Raw genomic sequence first — 22,460 nt, forward strand, 5'->3', positions numbered from 1 at the left:
GCCTATTTACATCTTTGTTGCTTTAAAAGATCCTTGTTGCACAGACAATAACAATTGCTGCAACAACTGTTGAATAGCAATATGTCTTTCAAGCTGCTTAACAAAATCCATTGAAACATCTTTTGCACTTTGAGGCAATGATTGCCATTCGCTCAAAGCCTTTTCGTAATCACCAGCTTGAATGGCAACTTCCATGCGTGCCGCAATAGCCCCAAGCGTCATCCCTTCAACATTTCCAATCGGTCGCGAAACAATGAGCCCTTTTATCCATGCTAAAATTCGGTCAAAAAAACCAGCATCTGACGCAACAAGATTTTGCGTACCAACAATTGCATCGGCAACATGAGCAAAATCAACTGAAAGTTGTGCTGAACTTGGAAGACCCACAGTAGCTGTCTTTTGCAACACATCAAGTCCATCAATCGAAGGCGATAATTGCTGTAACAGCTTTAATTCATTATTATAAGATCCACCACGCTCTACAGCATTTTTTAATGAACTAATTGCGGTAAAGAGCGCGGTATCTATTTCTTTTTTCTCACTATTTTTAACAGCAGTTTCTTCCTGTAGTGTTTCTAACTTTTGTTTTAACGCAGCAAGATCATTTGCATTGCTCTGCCCAACAGACAAAGCCGTCTCTATTTCTTTCGACTCTCTAACAAAAGTTTGTACAGTTTCTTCAAGAGCTTTTACTTTTTCCTCTAAAATTGCAAAAGCTTTTTTGCTTTCTTCTTTCGATAGTTCATCATTTTTCGTTGTTTTAAACTGTTGTGATGAAAAAGAAGAAAACTCTGTTTTTAACATATCAATTTCTTTAAAGACCCGGCTCAATTGTTCCTTTGTGTCTTTACCTTGACTTTTTGCGGCTTCAGCAATCTGCAAAGCTTTTCCCCCCCCAGCAGAATTTTCCACAAAAGGAGAAGGAAAAAAACCAGCCCATTGAAGCCCCATAAAAATTCCCAAAGCAATGAATCCCCCCAAAATCCCAGAAAGGGACAAAAAAAGCCAAGTTGTACTAGAGGTACTTTTATCCTGACCTTGCATATTCTGTTTTTCTCGCGCATGAGATTCTACAGAATTGTGGATTTTTTCCTCTGAATCATGGAGAACAGCTTCATGTTCAATAACTGGTTTCTTACGGCGCGTACCAGCATAATGTGGTTTAACTTTTGGTTTTGAAGAATCGACCATCTCTGTCACTTTTTGTGCACACTTTTTTTAATGATAAAATAATAAAATGAAAAAAGTTTTAAAAATGAAGCTTTTCTCAAATATCTTCGTTTGCTTTACATTCTTTTTATAAAGAGTATAACTTTATAAAAATTTTCCAAATCTCATTTTTCTCAATAATATTTACAATTATAGACTTTAATAGACAAGTTTTTAAAAACACATTTGCATTTTATACTCAAAAATACAGCTTTATTTTTTAATCAACAATATCATGAAATTCAAAGAAAATACCAAAACACATATTTTTCATAGAAAAATCAATTCTAAGAGAAATACTTTGCATCTTTTTCTGTTCATGATACGCACACAGGAAAGAAGCTTCAATATAAGGTTTTGTTTAAAATGCGTCTTCTAGGAATAGAAACAAGTTGTGATGAAACGGCAGCGGCTGTCATTGAATATAACAATGAATCAAACAGCCGAATTCTTTCCAATGTTGTTTGGAGCCAAATTGATCACCATGCACCTTACGGTGGTGTTGTTCCTGAAATTGCTGCTCGTGCCCATGTTGAAGTTCTTGATCATTTAATTCTGCAAGCACTAACAGAAGCAAACACAAAATTAAAAGATATTGATGGCATTGCAGCCACCAGTGGACCTGGTTTGATAGGAGGATTGTTGGTAGGCGTTATGAGCGCAAAAGCACTCTCTCTTGCCACTGGCAAACCATTTATTGCGGTAAATCACTTAGAGGGACATGCTTTAACAGCTGTCTTAACGCACAGCGTCAGCTTTCCTTATTTATTACTTTTAGTTTCAGGGGGTCATACACAAACAATCATTGTTCATGGAGTAGGCAACTACCAACGTTTAGGAACCACCATTGATGATGCATTAGGAGAAGCCTTTGATAAAACTGCAAAACTTTTAGGTCTTCCTTATCCTGGTGGACCAGCACTTGAAAAAGCAGCTTTATTTGGTGATAAAAATCGCTTTCCCCTTCCACGACCTTTAAAAGGTGAAAAACGGTTAGATTTTTCTTTTTCCGGACTAAAAACTGCTGTTCGACAAGCCGCAACAGCCATAGCTCCTCTTACAGAAAATGATATTGCTGACATTGCCGCAAGTTTTCAAGCCGCCGTAACCGATACGATACATGATCGTATTCACCTAGCCCTACAACACTTTACCCACCAATATCCTCTCTCTCATAATCAAGGAAAGCGTTCTCCTGCTTTGGTTGTCGCGGGCGGTGTTGCCGCAAACCAAGCCATTCGTTCTACGTTGCAAGAACTTGCCCATCAACATGGTTTTGAATTTATAGCCCCTCCTCTTTCCTTGTGTACCGATAATGCTGCAATGATTGCTTTTGCCGGTGCACAAAAACTCGCACGAGGAGAAACAAGCTCTCTCGACATTGCACCCCGCTCACGCTGGCCATTAGATGAAAAAGCCACGCCCTTGATCGGAATGGGACGCCGTGGAACAAAAGCATAATAAAATTGACGTCCCCCCCCACACACATCTTAAAAAACGAAGATTTCTACTCAATTCGGTCTATAGATAGTCCGAACTTTCTATCGAGCGGATTCCACCTGCTTCCCACTCACACAATTCACTTAACCCAAAGCTCGACACGCAAACCTAAATATTCACCACACATTCTAAAAAACTTTATGTTTCAAAAAACTGCCTTATATCATTACACTTCAAATGACGGTATTTTACGGCATAATAAGATCTACTCTCTCCCACAAAGCATAGATATGAAAGCCATTCTTTGACCTCATTATCTTTGATCATCTATTCGTTTCATTGCCGTTGTAATCTTAAAACTTTTTAGAATCAATTTTCTTAATTTTCTCCAAAAAACTCTTATAGTGAACGCATTTCAAGCCATAGCTGAAAAGATAAGCAAAGAGCAAAATACCTTTATACAACGTGAAATATCAATGGATCGCGTTTCTCTGCTACACGTTATTTTGAAACAAGAAAAAACAGATTATGCCCGTTCTTTACCCCATTTTAAAAATCATCGTTGATGGTGTTACAAAGATGCTTATAAAAATACACATGATGAATGCATAACAGTCTATGAAAAAGGAGAACTCATGGCTTATTGGCTTTTTAAATCTGAACCCCACAAATGGTCATGGGAGATGCAAAAGAAAAAAGGAGTTAATGGCGAACAATGGGATGGTGTACGAAATTATCAAGCCCGTAATAATATGCGCGCCATGAAATATGGCGATAAAGGTTTTTTTTATCACTCAAATAAAGGTTTAGAAATTGTAGGTATTGTAGAAATATGTGCTGAAGCACACCCTGATTCTACAAGCTCTGATCCACGCTGGGAATGTGTGGATATCCGTGCACTTTGTGACATGCCAACATCTGTTTCATTAAAACAAATTAAAGCCAATCCCAAACTAGCAAATATGGTGCTGGTTAAAGCCAGCCGCTTATCAGTGCAACCCGTGACAGAAGATGAATGGAAAGAAGTCTGTTTGATGGGCAACCTTAAGAGGGAAATGCTTGTATCTTGAAACAATAATTTTTATTCATTAACTCATATAAAAAGATGCTTCATAGCATTGCACAAAAAACCTCTTTATGATGCATCTTTTCGGTATTGCTAAAGGCAAAGCTTACTCAACGATTATAATAAGCAACACCACGAACATCACACACAAAACCCCCTCGCACACAAATGCAACGAAAAAACAAAAATAACCGTGAAATTCTCCTAAACAGTGTATATGTGTTAAGTGTTGCACAGTTCTCTTCACGCTTAAAACACGCATCATATTGAGTGTTCATTGCTTTACATGTTGGATGAGACCCCTCATACCCCAGGATTATCTCATTCCCAACCTGTTTATATTGAATCAATCAAACGCTCTTTTTTTAATTTTCCTCTTTTAATTTTTCTTGCATGAAATCTCATTTTTCACGAAACTACTCTTTACCAATCAGTGCATCAACATGCCTATAAGGAAAAACATGAACCACTATACTCTTTTAATTGTTGAAGACGATGATCTACGCCCCGTTTTAGTAGAACAATTGCAAATGCATCAAGAGTTTGAAATTTTCCAAGCAAAAACAGCAGAAGAGGGAATGAAAATAATCCAAGAAGAAAATATTGATCTCGCTATTTTGGGACTTAAATTTCCTGATCTTGATGGTTTCAAAGCCGTGAAAAAATTACGCATCCAAGGATTTCGTGCCCCCATTATCATGATAACAAATCATGATACAGACAGCGATAATATTTTAGATCTTGAAACAGGCGCCAATGATTATGTGACAAAACCCTTTCGCTTTGCGGTGTTATTAGCGAGAATTCGAGCACAGTTGCGCCAATATGAACAAAATGAAGACACAACCTTTCATCTTGGCCCCTATACTTTTAAACTGAGACAAAAACTTCTTCTTGATCAATGCAACACTAAAATCTGTCTCACAGAAAAAGAAGCAGCAATTCTTAAGTGTCTCTATTATGCCAATGATAAAATTGTTAGCCGTGAAACATTGTTAGAACAAGTTTGGGGTTATAATGAAAATATTGTCACCCATACTTTAGAAACCCATATCTATCGTTTGCGACAAAAAATCGAAAAAGATCCCTCCAATGCACAAATTCTCATAACAGATCAAAATGGTTATCGTTTAAATCTTTAATTCGAGATTTACTGTTTCAAAAATAATTTTAATATCTTAAATGAAAACAAAAACGAGATGAAAAAAACCTTCACATATAATGTGCAAAAATTAAAATAAGAAAATCCTTCTATATTTGCGGTTCTTATGCCAATGGCAAAATGATTAATTATCTTTATAAATTAAAATATTTCGCACTTGTGGTGATAACGCAGGAATAAAAACACGTCGCGATTGACGACGCTGTACCAGCAACCCCTGATAAACACGTTTTTGTGCCTGACACATTAAGAGTCCGCCAAAATAAGGCAAAAGATAGCGTGCAAATGGCTCATAAAAAAATGAGAACAACCGCGAAACATAACCCGTAGAGGGCATATAATGTACAATTTCTTGTATTGGCCCAGAAACAAAATTTGTTTTTTCGAACAAACGAGTAATTTGTTGCCGACTATAAGGCTCGCCATAACCAAAGGGCGTAGTAATATTGCGCGCCCAAAAGCCAGAGCGATTAGGTACAATAACGATCAAGTGGCCATTGGGTGCTAAAACACGCCATATTTCATTCAATGTTTCAAATGAATTTTCTGTATATTCTAATGCATGTACCAATAAAATACAATCAACTGACGCATCAGGAAGCGGCAAATCTTCTTCAAAAACAAGCGCTGTAGCAACTTGCTCAGCACAAGGCCAAGGGAAAGCACCCTGAGCAGATGGCATAAAAGCAAAACATTGTTGGGCACGTTCACGCAATGTAGAAAGATAAGGAAGTGCATAACCCAACCCCATAATCCGTTTATCCGTAAGATCAGGCCACCATAAATTCAATTGGTCACACAGCGTCTTTTGCACACGCAGCCCAAGTGCAGAAGCATAAAAATCTTTCAGCGCAACGATATCCAACTCAACATACCATGTAGAAACAAATTTCAAACATTACAGATTTTCATATACCAAACTTATATGGACTTCTGCTCTTTTTCCGCAATAGCGAACATTTCAATATTTCATATTTTAAACTTAAATGATCAAAAAATCAGTACAGCAGGATGATTTTGCGTTACAAGCGCTTTAATCATTTTCTTGGAGATGAACCCCATAGAGATTCTTCATACACTATTTCTGACATCAATTAAGAAAAAAGCCAACACTGGTTAATTAAAATGAAGCAATCTTTCAAGATAGTTTTTTTCTTCTTCTGGAATATGCTCTTTACCAAGACGTTTGCGAATTTCATCCAAAATCTGCCGCGTACGCATTTGATCACTTTTTTGTGGTAGTGCCTCACCTTCTTGTTCTTCATCTGTTTTTGAAGAAAGTGGACGTCCTAACGGATCTTTAGGACCAGAATCAGCATTTTGATCATTTCCCGTTTCTTTGAGTGTTTCGCGCATTTTTTTCAAAACATTTTGTGCACCTTGCCTCAAAGATTCCAAAGCATCAGACTGATTTTGTATAGATACCTGATGATTTCCATTATCAAGAGCATTCTCCGCAGAATTCATTTTTTCTTCTGCCCTTTTCAATGCGCCCCCTGTTTCAAATCCTTGTTCTGATAATTCTTTTTCTAATGTTGATAATTCAGACTGCAATTCAGCTTGACGTTTTTTTAAAGATTTTTTCTGTGTTTCCGGCACATTTTCTCCGCGTTTTTGTTCCATCTCTAACTGATGTGTTTCATTGAGAATTTCTTGCTGACGACGCATTAAATCTCCAAGCTGGTCCATCTTTTCTTTCATTTGTGCAGATTGGCTTTTTTCTCCCTCATTTTGATTGCCTTTTTGCACATGCAAATGATCAAGCGTCTGTTCAACTTCCGCTAAGAGTTGTTCAGCTGCTAAAGAAGAGCCCGTTTTAGCCATTTCCTCAATTAAATTTAGCTTTTCTTGTAATGTAGCTTCAGAAAGATTAGGACTTTTTGAGCTTTTAGAATTTTTAGAAACTTGACTATCTTGTGCTTTTTCAGCCAAAGCACGAATATACTCATCCATAGCTTGACGTAAATCTGCCATAAGCCGTTCAATTTCTGCCGCTGAAGCACCGTAACGCAATGCATCACGTAAAGCAGCTTGAGCTTGTTTTAAATTTTTTTGCACGGATTCAAGCTGATTATCTTCAATACCCAAAGCAATTTGCCATAAATAATCCACCACACCACGCAAATCATCTTCTGTTTGTGCTAAAGAAAGTCTTGTCCACGCACTTTGTAGAACAAGAAAATGCTTTACATTTTGCAAACCTTTTTCTGGACGCACAAGCAAAGCAGAAAGCATATCCAATACACGCTCTCTCGCAGAAGCATCAAGCGCTAATAAACGACGCAATTCACTCACCGCACGCGCGACAGGATTTGAAAAAACGTGTTGCGGTAATGTCATAACAAAAGTTTTGCTACGCCCTTTCTGCCCCGCACCATCTTCTGCCACCAAAGTAATTTTGACTTGCGAACCTGCCCATGGATGCGCTGATATATCTTGCACCATCCGCATTTTTCCCTTTCCACCACGCGGAAGAAGAAGCTCTATTTCCGGAGCATTATAAAGAGAGGAAGCACTTTTATTCTGAGAAAGAAAAGGCTCTATTTCAACAAAAGCCTTTGTCACACCATAATCATCATCCACCACATATCGTAACTCTAATGATCCCGTTAAAATCCTCCCTGGTTTTTCCAGCCAATGAATTGTCGGAAGCGTGTCCTTAATCATCTGCAAATGCCACTGCTGTTTTTTACGACGTGATGATACAAATAAATTCATTGAATGCTTTAAATGTGTTTCAAAATGAGCGATTGGATCATTCAAAGCTGTTTGTTCCGTTTTCTCTGAAAACGAAACTTCCCTCCCATCTTCTACAGACTTTGCTTTTACTGTAACGCCAGCCCCATTGACAACACGCACAACAACATTACTCCCTTCAGGGATTTCTAGTTGTGTTTTCTCATCTTTTGTCAAATAAATCGGTGCCACACCGGTATAAGCAGGTGGTGTTACCCAAGCATCAATCCGCATGAATTTTTCATCAACAACAGGACGAAAATCAAAGGCATCAGCCAAACGCCCCCCTTGTGAACCAAAAGAAAAACTAAAAGCGCACACAAAAAGAAGAACACACAAAGCCCTCAAAGCCAAAGGATCATAATCCGCACTATTAAGAGAGATAAATCCAGTTTTTAAATGGTATAATTGTTTTGCCATTCGGCGTTGATGTTCACGCCAAATAACAGCACTAAAATCTTCATCATTTTCAGAACATAAACGATCTGTCTGAATATTCAAAGGCTGATGTCTAAGATCATTGACGCGTTCAAGACGGCAATTCACTTCCCGTATTGTGGGAAACCGAAAACGAACAAGAAAAAATAAACTCGCCCCAGCACAAACAAGTATAACCCCAAGTAAGAGCAAATGTGACCAATAGCCCAAAATGCCAAAAAGTCCCAACCAGCTAAACGAACAAAAGAGACTAACAACGAGGAAAAATGGCAACAACCGTACCCACATCCGTTCAAATGAAAGGATTCCCCACATCAAAATGCGCACACACAAAAGCTTCATTGCAAAGCCTTTGATGTTTTTATTTTTCATAAACAAGCATTTATCCCCTTTTATCGTGGTGCATTAAGATCATAAACCCCATACAAGACAATTTCTAGAAAATAAATTGTTTCATCAAAGTTTAGTAAAAATAAGACCAAAAACACTTAAGAATTCTCAACCCAATCAGGAATATGATCACATCCCATCAATTGAGCATAATCAAGACGTGGACGAATAACCGCATAACACGTATCTTGAACAAGAACTTCTGGGATCAAAAGTCGGCTATTATAAGTACTCGCCATCACAGCACCATAAGCTCCAGCTTGCGTAATTGCTAAAAGATCACCGGGTGCCAAAATCGGCAAGTAACGATCTAGTGCTAAATAATCGCCAGTCTCACAAACAGAACCAACAATATCTGCACGAATAAGGGGAGCATCTTTTGCTGCTTGTTTCACAAGGACGACATTCTGCCAAGCATCATAAAGCGTTGGACGCATCAGATCATTCATCGCCGCATCTACAATAACAAAATTCCGCCCTTGTCCCCTTTTTAAATAGAGAACAGATGTCATCAGTACACCAGCTTGTCCCACAATGCTCCGCCCCGGCTCCACAACAATATTAATCCCTAAAGGAGCAATATATTTCTTTACCAGCGCAGCATAATCAAAAGGAGAAGGTACAGTATGTTGTTCACAACCATAGGCAATACCAAGCCCACCACCAATATCTATATGCGTTATTGCATAGCCATCGCTCCACAATTGACGCACACAATCTGCAATAAGAAGGAATGCTTCTTCAAATGGCTTTAAATCACAAATCTGACTGCCAATATGCATATCAATACCGCAAACCTGCAATCCAGGTAAAGAGTCCGCTTTTTTATAAGCCTCTCTTGCCAACAACAATGGAATACCAAATTTATTTTCAGATTTTCCTGTTGTAATTTTCTTATGGGTCTTTGCATCAACATCTGGATTAATGCGCAATGAAACACGTGCTATCTTTGAAAGCGCAACAGCACGTTGAGATAACTGTTCAAGTTCCGGCTCTGATTCAACGTTAAAACAATAAATATCCTGTGCAAGAGCAAAATCTATCTCTCTCATGGTTTTACCAACACCAGAATAAACAATACGATGTGCCGGAATACCAACAGCAAGGGCACGCCGTAATTCCCCTTCTGAGACCACATCAGCTCCCGCTCCATTGTTCGCTAAAAGCCGTAAAACTGCTTGATTAGAATTGGCTTTAACCGCATAAGCAAGCAGACTAGGCATCCCTTGAAAAGCCTTTTTATAGTCTTTAAAACGTGTAACCAATGCATTGGCGGAATAACAATAAAAAGGAGTCCCCACCTCCTGCGCAAGAACAGCAAGTGAACAACCCTCAGCATGAAGCATACCTTGATAGTAAGAGAAAAAATCCACACTTTCCTCCTACTTTATCAAACGATCAAGAATAAAAGGTTTATCATCTTCACTTTGAGCAACAGATGTTCCTTGCACAGACTTTTCCACACTTGTAAGAGGCATTTCCAATGACCCTTTACGCCCACACCCAGCAACACAAACGCCTCCTAAAAGGACAATCATCAACCCCTTTAATATAATTTTCATCTGTCCTCTTTCCTCATCTCGATCTCTTTTTTACCTTTAAAATACAATCACTCAAGCGTTCACAAGACACTTTTTCCAATACGCAATTTGCCGAAGAACCTCTGAAGGTGCTGTTCCCCCAAAGCTTTTGCGACTTTCAACAGATTTTTCAACGGTCAAAACATCAAAAAGTGTCGCATTGATATCAGGACAAATTGCTTGAAGTTCATCTAATGATAAATCCTGAAGGCGACACTGTTTTTTTTCTGCCAATGCCACAGCACACCCTGTGATATGATGTGCTTCGCGAAAAGGAATCCCTAAATTGCGTACAAGCCAATCAGCAAAATCTGTAGCTGTTGCATAGCCAGAATCAGCGGCTTGTTTCATAACTTCTTTATTAACTTTCAAATCAGCAATCATCCCTGTCATTGCTGCTAGTGATAATTCCAAACTCAAAGCCCCATCAAACACATATTCCTTATCTTCTTGCATATCCTTTGAATAAGCAAGGGGTAACCCTTTCATCACCGTTAACAACCCCATCAATGCGCCATTCAACCGTCCCACTTTAGCCCGCACAAGTTCGGCAGCATCAGGATTTCGCTTTTGCGGCATAATAGACGAACCCGTTGAAAAAGCATCTGATAAACGAATAAAATAAAACTGTTCACTTGACCAAAGAATTATTTCTTCTGCTAAACGTGAAAGATGCGTTGCACAAAGAGCGCCAGCGCTTAAAAATTCTAAGGCAAAATCACGATCCGAAACACTATCAATCGAATTGCGTGTAGGTTCTCGAAAGCCTAACGCTTTTGCTGTCATAAAACGGTCAATTGGAAAGCCTGTACCTGCTAAAGCAGCCGCCCCTAAAGGCGATTCATTCATGCGCTCAATCGCATCACGCATCCGCGATAAATCGCGACCAAACATTTCAACATAAGCCATCATATAATGGCCAAATGTTACCGGTTGTGCTGATTGTAAATGCGTAAAGCCTGGCATAAAGGTATCAACATGTTGTTCTGCTCGAATAAGCAATTGCTCTATCAATCCTTTTAAAGCTTGTGCTATCTTTTGCGTTGCTTCACGCACCCACAAGCGAAAATCAACAGCAACTTGATCATTGCGTGAGCGAGCCGTATGCAAACGCCCTGCTACAGGACCAATCAATTCGCTCAGCCGCGCTTCAATATTCATATGAATATCTTCAAGCTTTCGTGAAAAAACAAATTTACCGTCTTCAATTTCTTGGCGAATAAGTTTCAAACCATGAACAATTTTTTCATAATCTGATTGTGAAATGATTTTCGTTTGCGCTAACATAGCCGCATGAGAAAGGGAACCTTCAATATCTTGTCGATAAAGTTTTTGATCAAAATCAATAGAGGCATTAATTTCTTCCATAATTGCAGCAGGACCTGCCGCAAACCGACCACCCCATATTTGGTTCTTTAACTTCTCATCTGTCATATTCTGAAAACACCTATTTAAAGGACAAAATTATGATTTTTCAAATTTTCATCAGCGAAAAAAACAATAAAAAAAGGCAATTCTCCCTTGCTTTCTTTATCATTGCATTGAGTTTATACGCAACCATAAACTACGATACCAAAAGAGAGTCTTTTCTTTTCAATTTCATTTCAGCAGCACAAGCACAAAAAATAAACATTGATAAAGCACGAGCAGAAAAAATGATGGCGATCCGAAAAGCAGCAAAAGGCTTTTTTAGCCACATAAGATTTGCTGATACGCCCTCAGATATGAAGAAACTCTCTTTCAAGGACATTCGAGGAAAAGAGCGCACACTCAGCGAATTTACTGGAAAACCGATGCTGGTCAATCTATGGGCTATTTGGTGTGCACCTTGCCGCACAGAAATGCCAGAACTTGCGCAATTAAAACATGAATTAGGTGGAGAAAACTTTGATGTCATAGCTATTAATATCGATAAAACTGCTTCTCCTGAAAAAATTCAGCAATTTTTACAGAATATTCATGCGGATAATTTGCTTTACTATCGCGATGAAACAATGGATATTTTCAACAATGTTAGAAAACAGGGGCTTGCTTTAGGACTCCCCATTACATTTCTCATCGATAAAGAGGGATATCTCATTGCTTCCTTCAATGGTGCAGCTCCATGGGCCAATGACGATGCCAAAGCACTTATAAAAGCTGTTATAAAAGAAGCCCTATAACCTAATAACCGCTTCTTTTTAAACGTTGTATAACAAGATCCAGTGCTGACAAAAAGGCAGAACGGTCTTTACGAGAAAAAGGACGGGGACCACCTATTATACTGCCCTGTCCACGCAAATCTTCCATCAAATTGCGCATCGCCAAAGCCTGACCAATTGAATTTACATCAAAAATACGCCCCGTTGGCGAAAGACAAAAACCCCCAGCTTGCACAACCCGTGCTGCTAAAGGAATATCACTGGTAATAACGATACTTGCCTCATGCACATGTTCTACGATCCAATCATCAGCACAATTGAATTCACCAGCAACGACCACTCTTTCAATGAGTGCTTCATCTGGAAGGGAAAAAAAACGATTTGCCACAACAAATGTCTTAAGCTGATAACGATTCATCACACGATAAACTTCATCTTTTACAGGACAAGCATCCGCATCAATCAACAAAGTAATAGCAGGCTTTATTGGGATATTCATACCTTGGCTTTCACGCAATAGTTAAGTTCTTTCATCCATCTGAATGTTGCAAATGCTTGCGATAAAACATTATCGCCGCGTTTATTTCTCCTCCCAAAATAAAAATTGCACTCAAGATGTAAAGAAAAATAATAGCAACCATAATAGATGCTAACCCTGCATAGGTAGAAATATAATCAAACATTGTCAAATATTGTGCAAAAGCAATTGAAGCCATAAACCATACAAACATTGTCAGTACAATTCCTGGTAAAATATCTATAAACTTCCGCCGCTCTGCTGGTAGCCATTTATGCACAATCAAAAGACTTACAAAGAGAACAACCGCTGCGATTATGTAACGCCATAGACGAATGACACCGATATATTCTGTAATGAAAAAAGAATGATTTTGCATAATCTTGATCAGCAGAGGTGTTAAAATCAACAAAACGCTGATCACAATAAGACCAACAGCTCCAAGAATCACAAAAAACAAACTTTGAAAACGACAAAACAACAAGCTACGCCGATCAACAACACGATAAGCTCTATTTAAAGCTGTACGTAACGCCTCTACCCCATTAGAGGCAAAATAAGCCGCTCCAATGACAGAAACTGTCAACACTCCCCCCCGCTGTATGGTTAAAACATTGATAATTTCCTGAGATAAAGGCTCTGCAATGACATCTGGTAATAACTGCACCAAAGCTTTGATTTTTTGCGGTGTATATGTAAAAGCACCAAGAAAACTGGCAAGAGAAGTTCCAAAAATAAAAAAAGGAAAAAATGCTAAAAGCCCAGAGAGCGCGACATGGCTTGCAAAAGCACTCCCATTATCACGCCAATAATGGCTTACTGCGTCAACAAGGATACGATAGCTATACCTAAAGATATTTCTTAACAAATCTCTATACTTTCTGGTAAAACTCTTCCTCTGTCTATTTCAAGCTTTATAAAAATCATCAAAACTCTGCAAACAAACATCTTCCGATGTTGTAATATAAAGGGCAATAATCAACACGGTCAAGCCTGACTTTATACTAAAACAAAAACAACAACCCACTATATGAAATTCTACAACGACTTCATTTTTTTGTCTCTTCTATAGATCAGTAACCTCTTCTGTACATCATATGCCCTATAGAGAGTTAAGCACGATAATCTTGCACACATAAAACCTTTTGAAGTCATAGTTATCTGTATCGAAGCAATCGCCACTCTTTTTTATTGCCATCTATGACTGAATAAAGAAAAAACTTCTTATCGATTTCTAGAAAAAACCAATGAAATTCAACAAAAAAACCTTGCTTTTATTCACCCTTTTTTAGAAACACTCTGACGTCCAAAATCAGGAGCATCAATTTCCTGTCCAGCATCAATAATATTGCGACGTACAGCACGCGTACGTGTAAAAAAGTTAAACAATGTCTCACCATCTCCTAAACGAATTGCCTGCTCTAAAAAAGCAAGCCCCTCACTAAAACGGCTCAACATTTCTAAAATAGCATCCTTATTATGCAAACAAATATCGCGCCACATAACGGGATCAGAAGATGCTAAACGTGTAAAATCACGAAAACCGGAAGCGGAATAAGCAATGACTTCTGAATTTGTTACTTTTTCTAAATCACTCGCTGTCCCAACAGTATTATAAGCAATCAAATGCGGCAAATGCGAAACAATAGCCAAAACAAGATCATGATGTTTAGGATCCATCTTTTCGACACGTGCACCACAAGCTTCCCAAAACGCTGTTAATTGTGCGACAGCAGCAGCATCACTCTCAGCAAAAGGCGTTAAAATACACCAACGATTCATAAATAAATCAGCAAAACCAGCATCTGGTCCTGAATATTCCGTTCCAGCAATTGGATGCCCTGGAATAAAATGAACTGTTTTTGGCAATAAAGGTGCCATTTCCGCAATAACCAACGCTTTCGTAGAACCAACATCACTCACAATCGCTCCAGGTTTTAAATGATCACGAATGTTTTTTGCTACTTCTGCACTAGCCCCAACAGGAACAGAAAGAATAACCAAATCTGCTCCTTCAACAGCTTTTGCATTATCTGTCGTATAAAAGTCCCCAAGCTCCAATTCGCGCGCTCTTTTCAAGGTTTCTGAACGACGTGTTGCAATAGAAATTTGAGCCGCAAGATTTTTCTTTTTAATAACTCTTGCTAAAGAAGATCCAATCAGACCGATTCCAATGAGTGCTATTTTTTCAAATTGAATATGGCGCATCTTTCACCTTCAAAGATTCTTTGCAAATGGCAATAAAAACAATTGTAAAATCATAATTTTCCTGTCTGTTTGTTCAAGAGTTATGCGTAAAACATTAAAAAACGACAACTAGGAAATAAAGAATAACGCAGTTTACCAATCATCACCTGCGCAAGCTGACAACAGATCATTTTACCTAGAAAATAAATAAAAAATAAATGACGAGAAATCTAACATCACGCTCTAAAACTCCCACTTAATTACTGATCAAAGCGCATCACTGAAACAAAAATTAAATGCACTCTCAATTAAGATAACAACGACTCTACATAAAATCTCATCAATTTACTTTATCTTACTAAATCTTACTAATTTACTCACAAAAAACACATCAAAAGCGTAAGCAGACACCAACTCTTTCCAAATTATCCCAATACGTTCATTAATTTGTACATCAGACCTATATAAGAATGTATTACGCCTCCACCTACAACATCAACACAAGTTTTATGAATATTGAAAACACCGTAAAATAACGCATACAAAAAATACCATTAAAAACATTTTCCTCTCCCGATTCCTGATACCGTAAATCAAACAAATATGAGAAAAACACGCTCTCTCAATAAAGAAAAAGTTTGATAACAAAACACCGAATATCCCTTTAATGGAGCCATACCCCTCACGTAAAACAAAGCGCCCTAAACAGGATAGATTTGGATTGCAAATTCATGCGTTTGTTTTAAAAAGACATCTCTCTCCCCAGCCTATCTCACGACAGTGTTTGTAAATGTTATAACTATAAATCCATTAAGCACGACCCTCTTCACACTTAATAAAACACTATCATTATATTTGCCTACCTCCAATGTTGCAAAAACCCTTGGAATTTGAGAGCATTCATAAGAGGCATTTTTAGTGCTTTCTTGCACAGTTTTTATCCACACGCCCCCACTTATGACGTGCAAAAGACATCGTTTTGATTGACTCAATATGAAAAATGATGAGTTATAATAATAAACAATGGCTTGCTCTGTTTATGAGACACATTCATTGCTAAGATAATCATCTCTGTATCAAAAATAAAAATCTCCTCATAGGTACTGTCGTTTTCATCATAATCTATTTTGACTTTCTCCTCATCCCACGAAGATTCTTAGTTCATACCGATCTGCAAACAATTCATTTTCTTGTCTAAAAGATTCCACTAATTCACTATTTTAAGTGATTCAATTAATCTATAATATATTGATTTATAAATATAATAATTGTTTTTCAATTTGAATCATAACTTCAAATACGGTAAAATTCTTCCATCACAAACTCTCTTGTCTGCACGTCACAAGAAGACATGTGAGAAAAAAATGATGCAAAACGCTCTCTAATGCCAAAAACTGTAGCAAATTAGAGACTAGACAAATATATGATGATGCTCTGGCTTGCACTTTTATTAAGCGTAAAAATAGTGATGCTCTATGGATTTTATATTCTTCAAGGAGCACTTTACCATTATACCATTCATAAACACCGCCGCGAAATAGATATGCGCGCATTGAGAAATATTTCTAAGAAAGCGTATGAATCTACCATACAAGTGTCTTCTGTTGTTTGAGATGCTCTGTTTTGCATGAGGGATGTTACTCCATTAAGGCGCTATGAACTAGCCTAATATTCACCCCATACTCACACAAAAAACACCGAATACGTAAATTTTGCCTGAGCCCTATATCACGAACCAACAGTGTTTTACGACACAACAAGATAATAAAACCGTGTAAAAACTGCCTTTCAAAGATAAATAATTTTTCTGAAGAAAAGTTTCTATAAAAATTTCAAGCTCTTCAAATGCAACTTCAAAACTACAACTAACCTCTACTTGATAACACAACAGTTTTAATTGCTGAAAACACCTCTGTGGCGTACTAAAAATAAAAAATCATCATATTTCTAAACTGTTAAGCTGCCATCTGGCGTCGTGCAATAATTGTAAGCCCTAACAAAACTTGACGAATGATAGCTTCACCCAAAAGTGGATTTTTACGACTGTCTAAAACAGCACTCTGAATTTTTTCCATTGCATAAGAAATCTGTTCTAACTTCCAATATTTTAAAGCTTGTTCAACGATCTTTTTCCGTTGAAAAAAAATGGGAGGCCGTGCTTGAGAAACCACCGTAAAAGGCGATTTTCCTTCAACCTCTACTTGATAACGCAATAGCTGTAATTGCTGAAAATGCCTTTGTGCTGCACTCAAAATAAAAAAAAGCGCCCCATGCAATGCTGCATGTCGGTTAAAATGCACTTCAAAGCCTGATATATCGCCCAATAAAAGAGCATCAATGACTTCATCTTGAGAAAGAGCACTGACATCGCTTACAACAGCTTTGACATCTTCAAGAGTAATATGAACATTTGCAGCGTAAAGACAAAGCTTTTCTAATTCACCTCGTGATACAAGGCGATCCGCCCCTAAACTTTCATGTAACCATCTACGTGCATCCAAAGAAATAGTCTTCTTAAACTGCCCTAAAACCTCATCAATCAAACCGTCAAGAGAACGCATATCATCTGCAAAACAGGGCAAAGCCATTGCTTTTGATGCTGTTTCAACAGCATTGCGCAACCCTGTTCCTTTTTTTAAATCCCCTGCCTCAATGAGAATAAAACAGGCTTCTGGTGGATTCTCAATTAAACGTTTCAAGGCAGCAAGAAAACCCTTTTGGTTAGCAGCATTAGAGATCCATATCAAACGGTCTCCCCCAAAAAGCGATAACGTACGCGCTTCATTTTCCAAACGTGCAGGATCTTTATCAATTTCAGCAGCATCCAAACGAATTGTCGAAAATGGATCTTCTATTGCTACCTTTGTAAGTTTTGCAAAACATTGTGCACGCTCACAAATAAGACCACGATCTGGCCCATAAATGAGAACAATAGGAAAAGCACGTGAAAAACGCGTTAAAAACTGATCAACTTCATGTGCTTTTTTCTGAGCCACATTATTAATCCATTAACAGTTCATCATCATCAAGAACTTCCCCGCGAACTTTCTGAAACATGCCAATTAAATCATTGACATCCAAGCCCTTACGCTCTTCATGACAGACATCCAAAATCACTTTTCCACCATGCAACATCAAGGTGCGATCGCCATAATCAAGAGCCTGGCGCATAGAATGAGTCACCATGATAGTCGTTAATTTTTTCTCTTCAACAATTTTTTCAGTCAACCGCATCACAAAATCAGCCATTCCAGGATCAAGCGCTGAGGTATGTTCATCAAGCAATAAAACATCTGCATGAGCTAATGTTGCCATCACAAGGCAAACAGCTTGGCGTTGCCCACCTGATAAACTATCCATAGGATTATGAATATATGCTTCAAGACCAATGCCTAATTGAGCAATTTTCTCTCGAAAAAATTGCCGTTTCTCATGGTTTAAAGCCGACCGCAAACCACGACGACTTCCTCGAAGAGCAGCAAGAGCCAAATTTTCTTCAATTGTTAAAGAACCACAACTGCCTATTAAAGAATCTTGAAAAACACAAGCAACCTTTCCAGCGCGTTCACTGACTGACTGCCTAGAAACATTTTGCCCATTGATAACCACTTTCCCTGTTGAGGGAAGCGTTGCACCCGCTAAAACACTGAGCAAGGTTGATTTACCAGCGCCATTTGAACCAATAACCGTAACAAAACTACCCTGATCGATTTTAAGGTTAATATCAATCAAAGCCTGTTTTTCCAAAGGTGTTTGAGGTTTAAATGTAACCCCAACATGAGAAAACTCAATCACGTTTACGCCTCCTCCAATAGCGTGGCACAATAAGGGTTAAAATAACCAACAATGAAGTAATCAACTGAAGATCTGTCGACGTATCAATACCAATTCCATTTGCTTCAAATGCAAATTGTACCGCCACACGATAAAGCACAGATCCCACAATACAGCTGATTATAATCCAAAAAATATTACGCGTACGAAATAAAGTTTCACCGATAATCACAGCTGCCAACCCAAAAACAATTGTTCCAATTCCACCGGTAATATCCGTTGCAATCGCAGTTTGAATATAAAGAGAACCACCAAGTGCAACACAGGCATTTGAAAGCCCCATACCAAAATAAATTAACGCCGACGTATGGACCCCTTGAGCTGTAGCCATCCGTGGATTAGCTCCCATTGCACGCATAGCAAGACCTATTTCGCTTTCCAAAAAACGCCAAATCAAAAACGCTACAACCAGCAATACAGTCCCAATGAAAAGAGGACGCACAAAAATATCAGACAAACCAAACAGATTATAAAAGGGCGTTAACGCCGTATCAGCAAGCGCTAAATTAACATTAGATCCTCCCATAATTCCCATAATACGAAGATTAACCGTATAGAGTGCTGACATTGTTAAAATGGAAGCCAAAAGATTCAAAATACCAAAACGCAAATTCAACATAGCTGTTAATAAACCAGCTACCATGCCTGCACAAAAAGCACATGCCATAGCTGCCCATGCATTAAAACCTAAAAGAATCAAGACACCACAGACACAAGACCCAAGAAGAAATGAACCATCAACTGTTAAATCAGGAAAGTCCAAAACGCGAAAAGAGAGATAAACCCCTATAGCCACAAAAGCATAAATAAGACCTAATTCCACAGCGCCAGAAAACGCAAATATATTCATGTAAAGACAATCCCCATGAAAACTTAACGTATTTTATTGTATCAACATCCTATCAATGAAAGTCATTGAATCACTTTTGTCGCGCGATCAATAACTGCCTGCGGAATAACAATCCCCGCTTTTTTTGCTGCTTTCATATCAATTCGAATGTCATTATTAGCCGCCTGCACAACGTCAATATCACCAGGCTTTTCACCCTTTAGAATACGCACAACCAACTTCCCAGCATCACCCCCTACATCATAGAAATTCACACCTTGCGTCATAAAAGGACCGCGTCCAATAGAATTAGCATCAACAGTAAATATAGGAACATTTGCTTCCTGTGTGACCTTTACTGCACCCTCTAAAACAGAAAGAACAGTATTATCAGCAGGAATAAAAATGATATCTACCTTACCGATTAAAGCCCGTGTTGCTGCCTGAACATCTGAAGGTTTTGGTGCCGATGAAGGAACGATTTCAATTCCAACTTTTTTTGCCGCATCCTTTAACACCTTAAGTGTTGAAACAGAATTTGCTTCAGAAGCATTATAAAGATAACCAATTTTTTTCAAATCTGGTTTTACTTCTTGTAAAAGTTTAACACTTTCTGCAACATCTATACGATCAGAACTCCCCGTCACATTACCGCCAGGTTTGGTAAGCGAAGAAACGATTTTAGCTCCGATAGGATCAGAAATCGCCGCAAAGACGATAGGAATTGTTTTTGTTGCCGCAAGCATTGTTTGTGCTGAAGGCGTGGTAATCGCTACAATAACATCAGGTTTATCACCAACAAATTTACGTGCAATTTGCGTTGCTGTTGAAATATTGCCTTGCGCTGATAAAAAGGTGAGCTGAAAATTTTCACCTTGCTTATAACCATTTTCTGCAAGAACATCTTCCACACCTTTACGAACGGCATCCGCAGCAGGATGGACCATAATTTGTGTGAGTGCAACTTTAATGTGTTTAACTTGGTCATCCGCTTTTGCAACACTGTTCATCATAAAAACAGCTGCAATGATAATCCCCAATATATTTATTCTCTTCAACATTATATTCCACCCCTCTCTATGCAAAATTAAAAAAGGAATAATCTATTACTGAAGAATCTTATAAAATCAATCTTTATTTCATTTTATTAAAACATGGACAAAATAAATCAAACTAAAATGATATTTTTTTGTTGCAATTCGTAGAAGCCTACGCCATACAGGCAAGATATATATCGAATCGGTAAGCGGGTGTAGCTCAGGGGTAGAGCACAACCTTGCCAAGGTTGGGGTCGTGGGTTCGAATCCCATCGCCCGCTCCATTGAATTTTGTATTTATTCGTTCTTGCGTGGAGCTGTAGCTTGCCACTAGTTTTTTTTACAAATTTATTTTTTCAAAGTTTTTTTAAGATTCATAATTTCTTATGAAGCATCTATTGGTTTGGTGTCTTAGATTATCAGATAACAATTTTTAACTTAGACGGATTTTTTCTGGAAGGTTGCTGTTGTCTGTTAAGTCGTTAAAGCCGTGTAAAATAAGCTTGAAAAGCGAAATGAACAATTCCCATTGGTTCATGACGCTGCTTAGCAACAATAACTTTATTTCTTGCCATCCCGAGAATAATTTTTTCACTATTGGCAGCAGATCTTTTGCGGCTTTGCAGATTATAGAAGCTTATGTAAAAGAATTTGGGATTACTTTTGAGCTAACGGATTTTTTACAGCCCCAGTATTAAAAAATGATGAGCAATTACAAAGAGAGCAAATATTAAACAAATCAAAAATTGACTTATCGTTAGAGAATAACTTTTTTTCAAAGGTACGTTTTTTACCGAAATTATGCCCTAAAATGAAGGTTGTTGATTTTCCAAATGGAGTATCTTCTGTTAATTCAACATTTGCTTCAGACACATTCAATATTGTCTCTGCTAAAAGTTTACAAAAAACTATACCTACAAACCAAGCAAAATCCATAATCCATTCCTTTAATGCACAAAAACTACCTTTAGCTTGGTGGGTTGGACCTCATTCGTCTCATTATAAAGTTGATGAAGTTCTCTTAATCTATTGGTTTAGAGCTTGTTGAAACAGAGGTAGGAATGGCAGCTTTAGCACAAAATATAGACTCACATGTTACTTCTATGCCGGATAACTTCAAAATCAAGGAAGTTGAATCTCTTCAAGATTTTAGAGATTACAGAAATGTTATGGCATCAGTATTCGAGCCTTTTGATGAAGAAGCGGTTATATTTTATGAAACAATAGGCCGTTGTTATAAAAAAGACTCTGATGTAGAGATGTTTGTTGGTTATATAAATAACAATCCTGTAGCAATATGTTTTTGTATTAAAGCCGATGGAGTTGGTGGAGTGTATGATATTGTCACCAATCCAGATTTTCAGAAAAGAGGTGTTGGGACATTCATGACAAAAATTGCTATTAAGCATTTAAAAAGAAAGAAATGCCATGTTATTGGTATGCAAGCATTTCACGAGGGAATTGGCATTTATAAAAAATTGGGTTTTATAAACTTTAGTGAATTTAAAGTTTATTCCAATAAACACATGATCATTGAGCGATGAATTCTTTTCATCGATAAGCGAATTTATTAGATAAGCGAATTTATTATTTTCAGCAAAACTCAAATACAGAAAACCAATCTATACAACCAAGAAAGTTTAGCCAATCTCCTTTAATACTGATAATGAAAAGCTAAAAAAGTTATTACAGATATAATTGTTTCAAATGACTCACTCAATTTTTCTTACTTTTATGATTTTCAGGATCATTGTCTTAAAAAAGATATCTATAAAAGATCTAAGTTGAACAAGTGAAAATTTTATTTGATATGATTGATAATTTACTATCTGTTACTGATAATTATAAAAAACTCGAAAGCAAATATTTAAAACTACAGTTACATCATAGTTTG

General features: G+C 37.7%; 19 protein-coding genes and 1 tRNA gene. 6 read left to right on the forward strand and 14 right to left on the reverse strand.

All coding sequences use genetic code 11. The features are described 5' to 3' along the window. Nucleotides 1-6: 6 nt before the first annotated feature. A complete protein-coding gene (locus ACFIKJ_RS00200; protein ID WP_375670133.1) occupies nt 7-1,191 on the reverse strand; it encodes a COG4223 family protein in 1,185 nt (394 codons plus the stop codon). Nucleotides 1,192-1,575: 384 nt separating this feature from the next. Between ACFIKJ_RS00200 and tsaD the strand changes: the two genes are divergently transcribed. The 3 genes from tsaD (at nt 1,576) to ACFIKJ_RS00215 (ending at nt 4,857) form a co-directional block, all read left to right on the forward strand. Next, nucleotides 1,576-2,670: a tRNA (adenosine(37)-N6)-threonylcarbamoyltransferase complex transferase subunit TsaD gene (gene tsaD, locus ACFIKJ_RS00205; RefSeq protein WP_375626036.1), complete on the forward strand. Its 1,095-nt coding sequence runs from the start codon at nt 1,576-1,578 to the stop codon at nt 2,668-2,670. 614 nt (nt 2,671-3,284) lie between these two features. Then, on the forward strand, nt 3,285-3,719 hold the full coding sequence (locus tag ACFIKJ_RS00210; protein WP_375626040.1) for an EVE domain-containing protein: 435 nt from the start codon (nt 3,285-3,287) through the stop codon (nt 3,717-3,719). A 457-nt stretch (nt 3,720-4,176) separates the two neighbouring features. Then, entirely contained in the window at nt 4,177-4,857 is a 681-nt protein-coding gene (locus ACFIKJ_RS00215) for a response regulator transcription factor (protein ID WP_375626042.1), read from the forward strand. A 144-nt stretch (nt 4,858-5,001) separates the two neighbouring features. Here ACFIKJ_RS00215 and ACFIKJ_RS00220 read toward each other — a convergent pair whose 3' ends face one another. The 5 genes from ACFIKJ_RS00220 to argH all read right to left on the reverse strand — a co-directional run bounded on the left by ACFIKJ_RS00220 (nt 5,002) and on the right by argH (nt 11,455). Next, the gene (locus ACFIKJ_RS00220; RefSeq protein WP_375626043.1) at nt 5,002-5,772 is read right to left on the reverse strand and encodes a class I SAM-dependent methyltransferase; all 771 of its coding nucleotides are present in this window, start codon (nt 5,770-5,772) and stop codon (nt 5,002-5,004) included. A 221-nt stretch (nt 5,773-5,993) separates the two neighbouring features. Then, nucleotides 5,994-8,423: a TIGR02302 family protein gene (locus ACFIKJ_RS00225; protein ID WP_375626045.1), complete on the reverse strand. Its 2,430-nt coding sequence runs from the start codon at nt 8,421-8,423 to the stop codon at nt 5,994-5,996. Nucleotides 8,424-8,539: 116 nt separating this feature from the next. Continuing rightward, nucleotides 8,540-9,814 carry a diaminopimelate decarboxylase gene (gene lysA / locus ACFIKJ_RS00230; protein ID WP_375626342.1) on the reverse strand — a complete coding sequence of 425 codons (1,275 nt, stop codon included), beginning with the start codon at nt 9,812-9,814 and terminating at the stop codon, nt 8,540-8,542. A 9-nt stretch (nt 9,815-9,823) separates the two neighbouring features. After that, entirely contained in the window at nt 9,824-10,003 is a 180-nt protein-coding gene (locus ACFIKJ_RS00235) for an LPS translocon maturation chaperone LptM (RefSeq protein ID WP_375626049.1), read from the reverse strand. Between the two features lie 51 nt (nt 10,004-10,054). After that, nucleotides 10,055-11,455, reverse strand: a complete 1,401-nt coding sequence (gene argH, locus ACFIKJ_RS00240; protein ID WP_375649207.1) for an argininosuccinate lyase — start codon at nt 11,453-11,455, stop codon at nt 10,055-10,057. A gap of 32 nt (nt 11,456-11,487) precedes the next feature. Here argH and ACFIKJ_RS00245 point away from each other — a divergent pair, with 32 nt between their 5' ends. After that, nucleotides 11,488-12,183: a TlpA disulfide reductase family protein gene (locus ACFIKJ_RS00245; protein ID WP_375626052.1), complete on the forward strand. Its 696-nt coding sequence runs from the start codon at nt 11,488-11,490 to the stop codon at nt 12,181-12,183. A 1-nt stretch (nt 12,184) separates the two neighbouring features. On the opposite strand, the gene ACFIKJ_RS00250 is transcribed toward ACFIKJ_RS00245, so the two are convergent. The 7 genes from ACFIKJ_RS00250 to ACFIKJ_RS00280 all read right to left on the reverse strand — a co-directional run bounded on the left by ACFIKJ_RS00250 (nt 12,185) and on the right by ACFIKJ_RS00280 (nt 20,590). Then, on the reverse strand, nt 12,185-12,661 hold the full coding sequence (locus tag ACFIKJ_RS00250; RefSeq protein WP_375649209.1) for a YaiI/YqxD family protein: 477 nt from the start codon (nt 12,659-12,661) through the stop codon (nt 12,185-12,187). Between the two features lie 31 nt (nt 12,662-12,692). Further along, nucleotides 12,693-13,547 (reverse strand): YihY/virulence factor BrkB family protein, encoded by an 855-nt coding sequence (locus ACFIKJ_RS00255; RefSeq protein ID WP_375626054.1) that lies wholly within the window; start codon nt 13,545-13,547, stop codon nt 12,693-12,695. A 410-nt stretch (nt 13,548-13,957) separates the two neighbouring features. Beyond that, entirely contained in the window at nt 13,958-14,887 is a 930-nt protein-coding gene (locus tag ACFIKJ_RS00260) for a prephenate/arogenate dehydrogenase family protein (protein WP_375626056.1), read from the reverse strand. A 1,934-nt stretch (nt 14,888-16,821) separates the two neighbouring features. Then, nucleotides 16,822-17,862 carry a DNA polymerase III subunit delta gene (gene holA, locus ACFIKJ_RS00265; RefSeq protein ID WP_375653474.1) on the reverse strand — a complete coding sequence of 347 codons (1,041 nt, stop codon included), beginning with the start codon at nt 17,860-17,862 and terminating at the stop codon, nt 16,822-16,824. A 4-nt stretch (nt 17,863-17,866) separates the two neighbouring features. Further along, nucleotides 17,867-18,661: an ABC transporter ATP-binding protein gene (locus tag ACFIKJ_RS00270; RefSeq protein WP_015857078.1), complete on the reverse strand. Its 795-nt coding sequence runs from the start codon at nt 18,659-18,661 to the stop codon at nt 17,867-17,869. Then, the gene (locus ACFIKJ_RS00275; RefSeq protein ID WP_375653472.1) at nt 18,654-19,550 is read right to left on the reverse strand and encodes an ABC transporter permease; all 897 of its coding nucleotides are present in this window, start codon (nt 19,548-19,550) and stop codon (nt 18,654-18,656) included. Before ACFIKJ_RS00275 ends, ACFIKJ_RS00270 begins: the two co-directional genes overlap by 8 nt. A 62-nt stretch (nt 19,551-19,612) precedes the next feature. Then, nucleotides 19,613-20,590 (reverse strand): ABC transporter substrate-binding protein, encoded by a 978-nt coding sequence (locus ACFIKJ_RS00280; protein WP_375626061.1) that lies wholly within the window; start codon nt 20,588-20,590, stop codon nt 19,613-19,615. Nucleotides 20,591-20,775: 185 nt separating this feature from the next. On the opposite strand from ACFIKJ_RS00280, the gene ACFIKJ_RS00285 reads away from it, so the two are divergent. Then, nucleotides 20,776-20,850: transfer RNA gene (locus ACFIKJ_RS00285), tRNA-Gly, on the forward strand. Between the two features lie 373 nt (nt 20,851-21,223). On the opposite strand, the gene ACFIKJ_RS00290 is transcribed toward ACFIKJ_RS00285, so the two are convergent. Further along, nucleotides 21,224-21,502: a hypothetical protein gene (locus ACFIKJ_RS00290; RefSeq protein WP_375648287.1), complete on the reverse strand. Its 279-nt coding sequence runs from the start codon at nt 21,500-21,502 to the stop codon at nt 21,224-21,226. 125 nt (nt 21,503-21,627) lie between these two features. Between ACFIKJ_RS00290 and ACFIKJ_RS00295 the strand changes: the two genes are divergently transcribed. Then, nucleotides 21,628-22,110 carry a GNAT family N-acetyltransferase gene (locus tag ACFIKJ_RS00295; protein WP_375653469.1) on the forward strand — a complete coding sequence of 161 codons (483 nt, stop codon included), beginning with the start codon at nt 21,628-21,630 and terminating at the stop codon, nt 22,108-22,110. Nucleotides 22,111-22,460 lie beyond the last annotated feature (350 nt).

Source organism: Bartonella sp. PS7NMGDW (assembly GCF_042193585.1).
Taxonomy (GTDB): Bacteria; Pseudomonadota; Alphaproteobacteria; order Rhizobiales; family Rhizobiaceae; genus Bartonella; species Bartonella grahamii.